This is a genomic window from Halorubrum sp. Ea8, from assembly GCF_002252925.1.
Lineage (GTDB): Archaea > Halobacteriota > Halobacteria > Halobacteriales > Haloferacaceae > Halorubrum.
This window is the reverse complement of the sequence record NZ_NHPF01000034.1, coordinates 1-6617: the sequence shown is the minus strand read 5'-3', so window position 1 is coordinate 6617 and position 6617 is coordinate 1. Positions and strand designations below refer to the sequence as shown.

General features: G+C 72.5%; 5 protein-coding genes. 1 reads left to right on the top strand and 4 read right to left on the bottom strand.

Annotated elements, in window-relative coordinates:
* Together DJ74_RS02860 and DJ74_RS02855 are read right to left on the bottom strand one after the other, a co-directional pair.
* Positions 1-516 (bottom strand): adenylyltransferase/cytidyltransferase family protein (locus tag DJ74_RS02860; RefSeq protein ID WP_254922126.1); only part of this gene is annotated, 516 nt, incomplete at its 3' end.
* On the bottom strand, positions 513-1034 hold the full coding sequence (locus tag DJ74_RS02855) for a Mov34/MPN/PAD-1 family protein (RefSeq protein ID WP_094525803.1): 522 nt from the start codon (positions 1032-1034) through the stop codon (positions 513-515). The genes DJ74_RS02860 and DJ74_RS02855, both read right to left, overlap by 4 nt.
* A gap of 131 nt (positions 1035-1165) precedes the next feature.
* Here DJ74_RS02855 and DJ74_RS02850 point away from each other — a divergent pair, with 131 nt between their 5' ends.
* The gene (locus DJ74_RS02850) at positions 1166-3112 is read left to right on the top strand and encodes a DHH family phosphoesterase (RefSeq protein WP_094526295.1); all 1947 of its coding nucleotides are present in this window, start codon (positions 1166-1168) and stop codon (positions 3110-3112) included.
* Between the two features lie 45 nt (positions 3113-3157).
* Here the strand turns inward: DJ74_RS02850 and DJ74_RS02845 are convergent, their stop codons facing one another.
* Together DJ74_RS02845 and DJ74_RS02840 are read right to left on the bottom strand one after the other, a co-directional pair.
* Positions 3158-4918: a phospholipase D-like domain-containing protein gene (locus DJ74_RS02845; protein WP_254922125.1), complete on the bottom strand. Its 1761-nt coding sequence runs from the start codon at positions 4916-4918 to the stop codon at positions 3158-3160.
* A 66-nt stretch (positions 4919-4984) separates the two neighbouring features.
* Positions 4985-6442 carry a HEAT repeat domain-containing protein gene (locus DJ74_RS02840; protein ID WP_094525805.1) on the bottom strand — a complete coding sequence of 486 codons (1458 nt, stop codon included), beginning with the start codon at positions 6440-6442 and terminating at the stop codon, positions 4985-4987.
* Positions 6443-6617: the final 175 nt, after the last annotated feature.

Genomic DNA, 6617 nt, shown 5'->3' with positions numbered 1-6617 from the left:
AGATGTGTATAAGAGACACCCCTCGCGTGACCCGTCGCCCTCGCGTGACCCGCCGCTCTCGCGTGAGCCGTTGCCGTCGACCCCGCCCGGGCCGCGCCGCCGGAGGACGCGATCGACGATGTCGCCGCTGGAGAGCAGTTCGTCCTCGTGTCGGGGCTCCCGGCCGGACGCCCGTTCGACCCGACAGTCGATGTCGCGGGCCGCGAGCGCCTCGGCGATACCCGCCTCGTCGTGGTGCTGGTCGTATCCCAGCACGATAACGTCCGGGTCGAGGCGCTCGATGGGGACGAACACGTCCTCCGGATCGCCGAGATGGGCCTCGTCGACCGCGTCGAGGGCGGCGACCATGTCGCGCCGCTGGCGGGCGCAGAGGATCGGCTCGGGCTTGTGGGTGACGTTGGCGCGGCGGGCGACGATGGCGTGGAGCTCGTCGCCGTACGTCGCCGCGTCCTCGAGGTAGTGGACGTGGCCCGGGTGAAGCAGGTCGAAGGTCCCCTGCGCGACGACCCGCGTCATCTGAACCACGAGAGGAAGCCGCCGTCGTCGCGGCGCTCCTCGACGAGCTCGCTGTCGATGTCCTCCTGCGTGAAGTCGAAGAAGTGTTCGTCGGGCACCTCGACGTCGAGCACGTCCAGCGTCGTCTGATTCCCCTCGTTGTCGAACGCCTTCCAGTCGCCCCACCCGTATGGGGCGCCGACGATGATGTGGACCTGCCCCTGTCCGAACGTCGCGAGGTCGGCCGCGCTCGGCCGGAGGGCCCCGTTCGGGTGCGAGTGGACCGACCCGACGGCGCGCATGTCGTTCGGCTTCATGTGCGTTCGCACGCTGGCGCTCGTCGGGTTCGACTCCGTGCCCGGGATGACGAGCACGTCGGTGATCACCTGCCCGTCTCGGTCGACGTCGAGCTTTCGGGCGTCGTCCGCGCGGAGGAACCCCATGTACTCGTTGGGGTGCGTCTCCTCGCTCGCCTCGAGGACGAACTCCATCGTCTCTCGGGCGATCCCGAGGAGCTCGTCCGAGCGGAACAGTCGCATACGCGAGCGAAGGCGCCGTCGCCCCATAGGGGTTCCGGACCGGACGACGACGGGTCCGCGCGCCGAGCGCGTCGAGACGGGCGGAGACGCGAGAGAACAGGCTTAACACCGCCCGTTCCCGAATGGATTCCATGAGCGAGAACACCGCCGGGGATTCCGGCACGCGGGGCGATTCGAGCCCCGAACCCGACGCCGCCGCGGCGAAGGGGACGGCCGACGGCCGGCCGACCGTCTACGACTTAGCACCCAACTGCACCCTCGCGGACGCCGAGGTCGACGCACTGTACCACGCCGAAGTCAACGGCGTCGTCGACTACGGCGTCTTCGTCGACGTCTCGGACGCCCTCTCCGGGCTCGTCCACGAGTCGAACATCGACGGCGACTACGCCGTCGGCGACCGACTGATCGTCCGGCTCACCGAGGTGAAGGAGAACGGCGACGTCGCGTTCGACGACGAGGACTTCGACGACTACCGCACCGAGACCGTCGCTCACGAGCCGACGATCTCGCGCGTCCGCGGGCTCTCCCCGGGCGACGAGGTCACCGTCGAGGGCGAGGTCGTTCAGGCGAAACAGACCGGCGGCCCGACGATCTTCGCCGTCGCCGACGCCTCCGGCGTCGTCTCCTGCGCCGCCTTCGAAGAGGCGGGCGTCCGCGCGTACCCCGAGGTCGCGGTCGGCGACATGGTCCACGTCGGCGGGACGGTCGAGACCCGTGAGAACGCCCTCCAGCTGGAGGTCGACTCGCTGCGACAGCTCCCCGACGAGCGCGCCGCGGAGGCCCGCGAGCGGTTCGAGGACGCGCTCGACGAGCGCGCCGCGCCCGCCGACGTCGACCCCCTCGTCGAGTGGGAGGCGTTCGAGCCCATCCACGAGGAGCTCCGCGAACTGGCCCGGCTCCTCCGCCGGACCGCTCTCGCCGGGCGCCCGATCCGCGTTCGCCACCACGCCGACGGCGACGGGATGTGCGCGGCGATCCCGGTCCAGCTCGCCTTGGAGAACTTCGTCTGCGACGTGCACGAGGACCCCGACGCGGCCCGTCACCTGTTCAAGCGGCTCCCGAGCAAGGCGCCGTACTACGAGATGGAGGACGTCACCCGCGACCTGAACTTCGCGCTGGAGGGGCGCGCCCGCCACGGCCAGAAGCTCCCCTTCCTGCTGATGCTCGACAACGGGTCGACCGAGGAGGACGTCCCCGCCTACGAGAACCTCGCGCACTACGACATCCCCATCGCGGTCGTCGACCACCACCACCCCGACCCCGAGGCGGTCGAGCCGCTGCTCGACGCCCACGTCAACCCGTACCTCCACGGCGAGGACTACCGGGTCACCACGGGGATGATGTGCGTCGAGCTCGCGCGGCTGATCGACCCGTCGATCTCCGAGGAGCTCGAACACGTCCCCGCCGTCGCCGGGCTCTCAGACCGCTCGAAGGCGGAGGCGATGGACGACTACGTCGCGCTCGCCGAAGCGGCCGGCTACGACGAGTCCGACCTGCTCGACATCGGCGAGGCGCTCGACTACGCCGCCCACTGGCTGCGCTACTCCGAGGGGAAGACCCTCGTCAACGACGCGCTGAACGTCGGCTGCGAGGACGAACAGCGCCACGAAGAGCTGGTCGACTTCCTCTCCGAGCGCGCCGAGCGCGACGTCGCCCGGCAGCTCGACGCCCTCGACGACCACGTCAACCACGAGCGGCTCGCCTCCGGCGCGCACCTCTATCGGACCGACCTCGACGAGTACGCTCACCGGTTCACCTACCCGGCGCCCGGGAAGACGACCGGCGAGCTCCACGACACCCGCGTGCGGGAGACGGGCGACCCGGTCATCACGATCGGCTACGGCCCGGACTTCTGCGTGCTCCGGTCCGACGGGGTCCGTCTGGACATCCCGAACATGGTGACCGAGCTGAACGACGAGCTCCCGGAGGCGGGCGTCTCCGGCGGCGGTCACCTCGTCGTCGGCTCGATCAAGTTCGTGAAGGGCCGCCGGAGCGCCGTCATCGACACGCTCGTCGAGAAGATGGCCGAGGCCGAGATCGACGAGGCGCTCTCGTCGACGGCCGCGCTCGACGACTGACCGCAACGGTAACCCGATTTTCGCGCCCCGTTCCACGCGCGCTCGTCACGCGAACGTCACCTCCCGACGAGCGGCGACGCCGGCACCCGCGAGCGCGGCGCCGAGCCCGCCGAGGATCCCGAGCGGCAAGTGAATCCCGCCGCCGCGCCAGTCGGCCGCGTACGCCCGGGCGTAGAAGTCGGCGACCCCCTCGTCCTCGACCGCGAGCAGCGCCTCCCGGTTCTCCGTCGCCGCGCCGGCGTTCCAGTTGAGGCTCCCGACGATCGCCGTGTCGTCGACCACGATGCCCTTCGCGTGGACCTTCCCGTATCGGCCGCGCGGCTCCGCGACGGCGACCTCGATCGGTTCGCCCGCGAGCGCCTCGACGAGCGCGCGGTTCGCCTCCCGGTCGTACCACGCGTTCGACAGCAGCAGGTGGACGTCGACGCCGCGCTCGGCGGCCCGCCGGAGCGCCCGGACGAGGCGGTTCTCCGGGCCCCCCGTCCGCGGGACGAGCGCCAGCACGCGGTCGTCCGCGGCGTCGATCCGCTCGACCAAGCGGTCGGCGCCGTTACCGGGGGCGGTCAGGAGCTCGACGTCCGCCGCCGTCGACGCGGGCGCCTCGAAGCGGGTCGGGTAGCCGCCGGTCGCCGCGTCACCCTCGCTGAACTCGGTCCCCGCGCGGAACGCCTCCCACGACCGGGCGTCGGACGCCGCGGCGTCGGCCCGGAACAGGGCGGCGAGGTCGTCCGCGGCCGTCGCGCCGGCGGTCGCGGACCGGGGCGTCCCGGTGACGACCCCCCACCCTCTGTTGGTCCGACCGCCGGTGCCGGACGGCTTCCAGTTCTCCGTGAGGACGACCGCGCGGTCGTCGGCGACGGCGTACTTCGCGTGGTGGAAGCGGAACCGCTCCGGGTCGCCGTCGAGGACGCGCACCTCGACGCCGGCGGCGGCGACGCGGTCGAGGAGCCGGGCGCTCCGCGCGGAGAACCCGCCGACCGGCGACCCCTCGACGAGGACGCGCACCTCGACCCCGCGATCGGCGGCCGCGACGAGCAGGTCGGCGACGCGCTCGGACCCCAGCGTGTAGCCGGCGAGCAGCAGTCGGCGCTCCGCTCCCCGTAGCGGCTCGACCGGCATGCCCGGGCTGTCCGGCAACACGAACGGCCGCACGGTCGCGTTCGCCCTTTCGGTCGCGGACCGGCGCTCGTACCCCCGCGGCCGCCACTCGCCCCAGTCCGCGCGCCAGCGGTGTCCCTCGGGCGCGCGGTCGTAGTCGACGACGGCGACCGTCGTCCCGTTCCGGCGGAGCTCGATCCGGTCGCCGGACGCGGCGAGCGGGAAGTGGTCGTCGAGCGCGCGGAGTTCGGGGGTGCCGGCGCCGCCGTCGTGGGCGCCGTGGACGCCGACCGCGGTGTCGTCGTCGAGGAGGGTCGTCGCGTTCGCGGGGTCCATCGAGAGCGCGACGACGCCGCTCGCGTTCGCCGGAACGTCCGCCTCGTGGTAGCCGTCGGAGAGCGACCAGTTCCCGCGCTCGGGGAGCCGGACGACGAGGTACTCGCCGCGGTTCTCCGCCGCCGTCGGATTCGGGAACAATTCGAGTATCCGGGGCTGCTCGGCCACGAGCGTCCGGTTCTTCGACTCGTGGGTTGGCTGCGCGACGGCGGGTCCAGAGCCGGACTCGGCGCCCGTCGAGCCGGCGCCGCCCGCCGCCGCGACCGGCGCGGCGGCCGTCAGGAGGAGCAGTCCGAGGGCGACGGCGACCGCGCTCGCGGTCGAGACCCTCGCGACGGCGGCGTTATCGAGACGAGTCGATCCGGGCGACACGGGGGGTCTCCCCGCGGCATCGGACAAGAAGGGTCGGTCGTTCAGCCCGACGGTCAGGCCGGCGAGTCAGGCGGTCGCCGACGCCGCGTCGAGCGAGCGCTGCGCTTTCTCGCCCTCGGTCGAGACGAGGAACGAGCGCTCGTCGGCGTACTCGGCGACGGTTTCGAGGGCCTCGCGGGTGCCGATCTGTCGGAGGGCCCAGGCGGCCGCGGCGCGGTCGTCGTCGGAGCCGTCGCCGGCGAGCACGTCGGCGAGCGGGTCGACCGCGCGGGCGTCGCCGATGAGCCCGAGCGCGCGAGCCGCGTGCGGACGGACGAGCTCCTCGGTGCCGTCGTCGACGAGCGCGTCCGCGAGCGGCTGGACCGCCTCGCTCGCGCCGATCTCGCCGAGCGCTTTGAACGTCGCCTTCTGGAGCTGCGGGTTCGAGTTCTCCGGAACGTACTCGACGAGCGTCTCGGTCGCCTCGCCGGCGGCCATCTTCCCGAGGATGCGGATCGCGAACTGGTCGCGCTTCTCCGCGCGCCCGAGCAGCTCCTCGAGGGAGGCCTCGGTCTTCCCGCGCTTCCCCATGCGCTCGAACGCCTCGAGGCAGTGCCGCTCCATGAAGTCGGAGGTGAGCGAGTGGAGCGCGAGCAGGATCATGTCGACGTTGCCGCGCGCCTCGTGTTCCTTCAGCGCGGCCCACTCCACCGGGAAGTCCTTGTAGTGGCCGAGCACGTCGTAGTACCCCTCGGCGCGGAGCTGCTCGTGCGTCTCGAGGTCGTCCCACTCCTCGGCGTCGTCGAGCCCGGACTCGAGCGCGTCGGTCGCCTCGATGAGGGCGGCGATCGTCGCCGCGTCGTCGTCGGGGTCGAGGTCGGCGTCCGCGACGCCCGCCGCGACCGCGTCGAGCGCCGAGACGAGGGCGTCGATGCGGTCGTCCTCGTCGGTCCCGCTCCCGTCACTCTCCGCGTCACTCTCCGCGTCGGCGGGCGCGTCGTCTGCGGCGTCCGGGTCCGTCTCGATAGCGTCCGCGTCGACCTCGTCGTCGACGGCGTCCGCGGCCGCCTCCACGAAGGCCGTCACCGCGTCGGCGGCGTCGTCGCGGCCGTCGGCGGTCCACTCGGTCTCCTCGAGCGTCGCCGCGGCGCTCTCGATGGCGTCGACGACGTCCTCGGCGTAGGGGCCGCGCGCCTCCTCGACGCCCTCGCGGAGCTCCGCGACCCGGTCCTCGAGGTCGCCGCGCGGGTCGTCCGCGTCCTCGTCGTCCTCGTCCGGCTCGGGGAGGTCGGCCTCCTCGATCCCCGCCTCGGCGTCGTCGAGGAGGGCGTCGACGTCGTCGAGGTCCGCCTCCGTCTCGGCGTCGTCGAGGAGCGCCGCGATCTCGTCGAGGTACTCGTTCAGCGAGTCCTCGGTCGCTTCGTCCGGAAGCGTCGGCGCGGCGGCCGCGTCCGTCGACTCGCCGGCGCCCCCCGCCTCCTCCGCGTCGTCCGCGGCGTCGGCCTCCTCGGAGGCGTCGGCCGGGTCGTCGTCGCCGTTGCTCATACACCACGAACTGCGCGCGTAGTCCATTAAGACGTTTCCCTTCGCGGGCGCCCCCGTTCGTTTATTCCGCCGTCCGTCCAATCGGTCCCCGTGATCGATCCCGACGCTCCCGACGATCCCGACGACGGGCCGATCGTCGCCGTGCCGCAGATCGCCGTCGACGACCTCGCGGTCG

Bases quoted from the DNA above. Each gene is read 5' to 3' on its own strand.
- DJ74_RS02855 (WP_094525803.1), bottom strand. From the start codon at position 1,034: ATGCGACTGTTCCGCTCGGACGAGCTCCTCGGGATCGCCCGAGAGACG.
- DJ74_RS02850 (WP_094526295.1), top strand. From the start codon at position 1,166: ATGAGCGAGAACACCGCCGGGGATTCCGGCACGCGGGGCGATTCGAGC.
- DJ74_RS02840 (WP_094525805.1), bottom strand. From the start codon at position 6,442: ATGAGCAACGGCGACGACGACCCGGCCGACGCCTCCGAGGAGGCCGAC.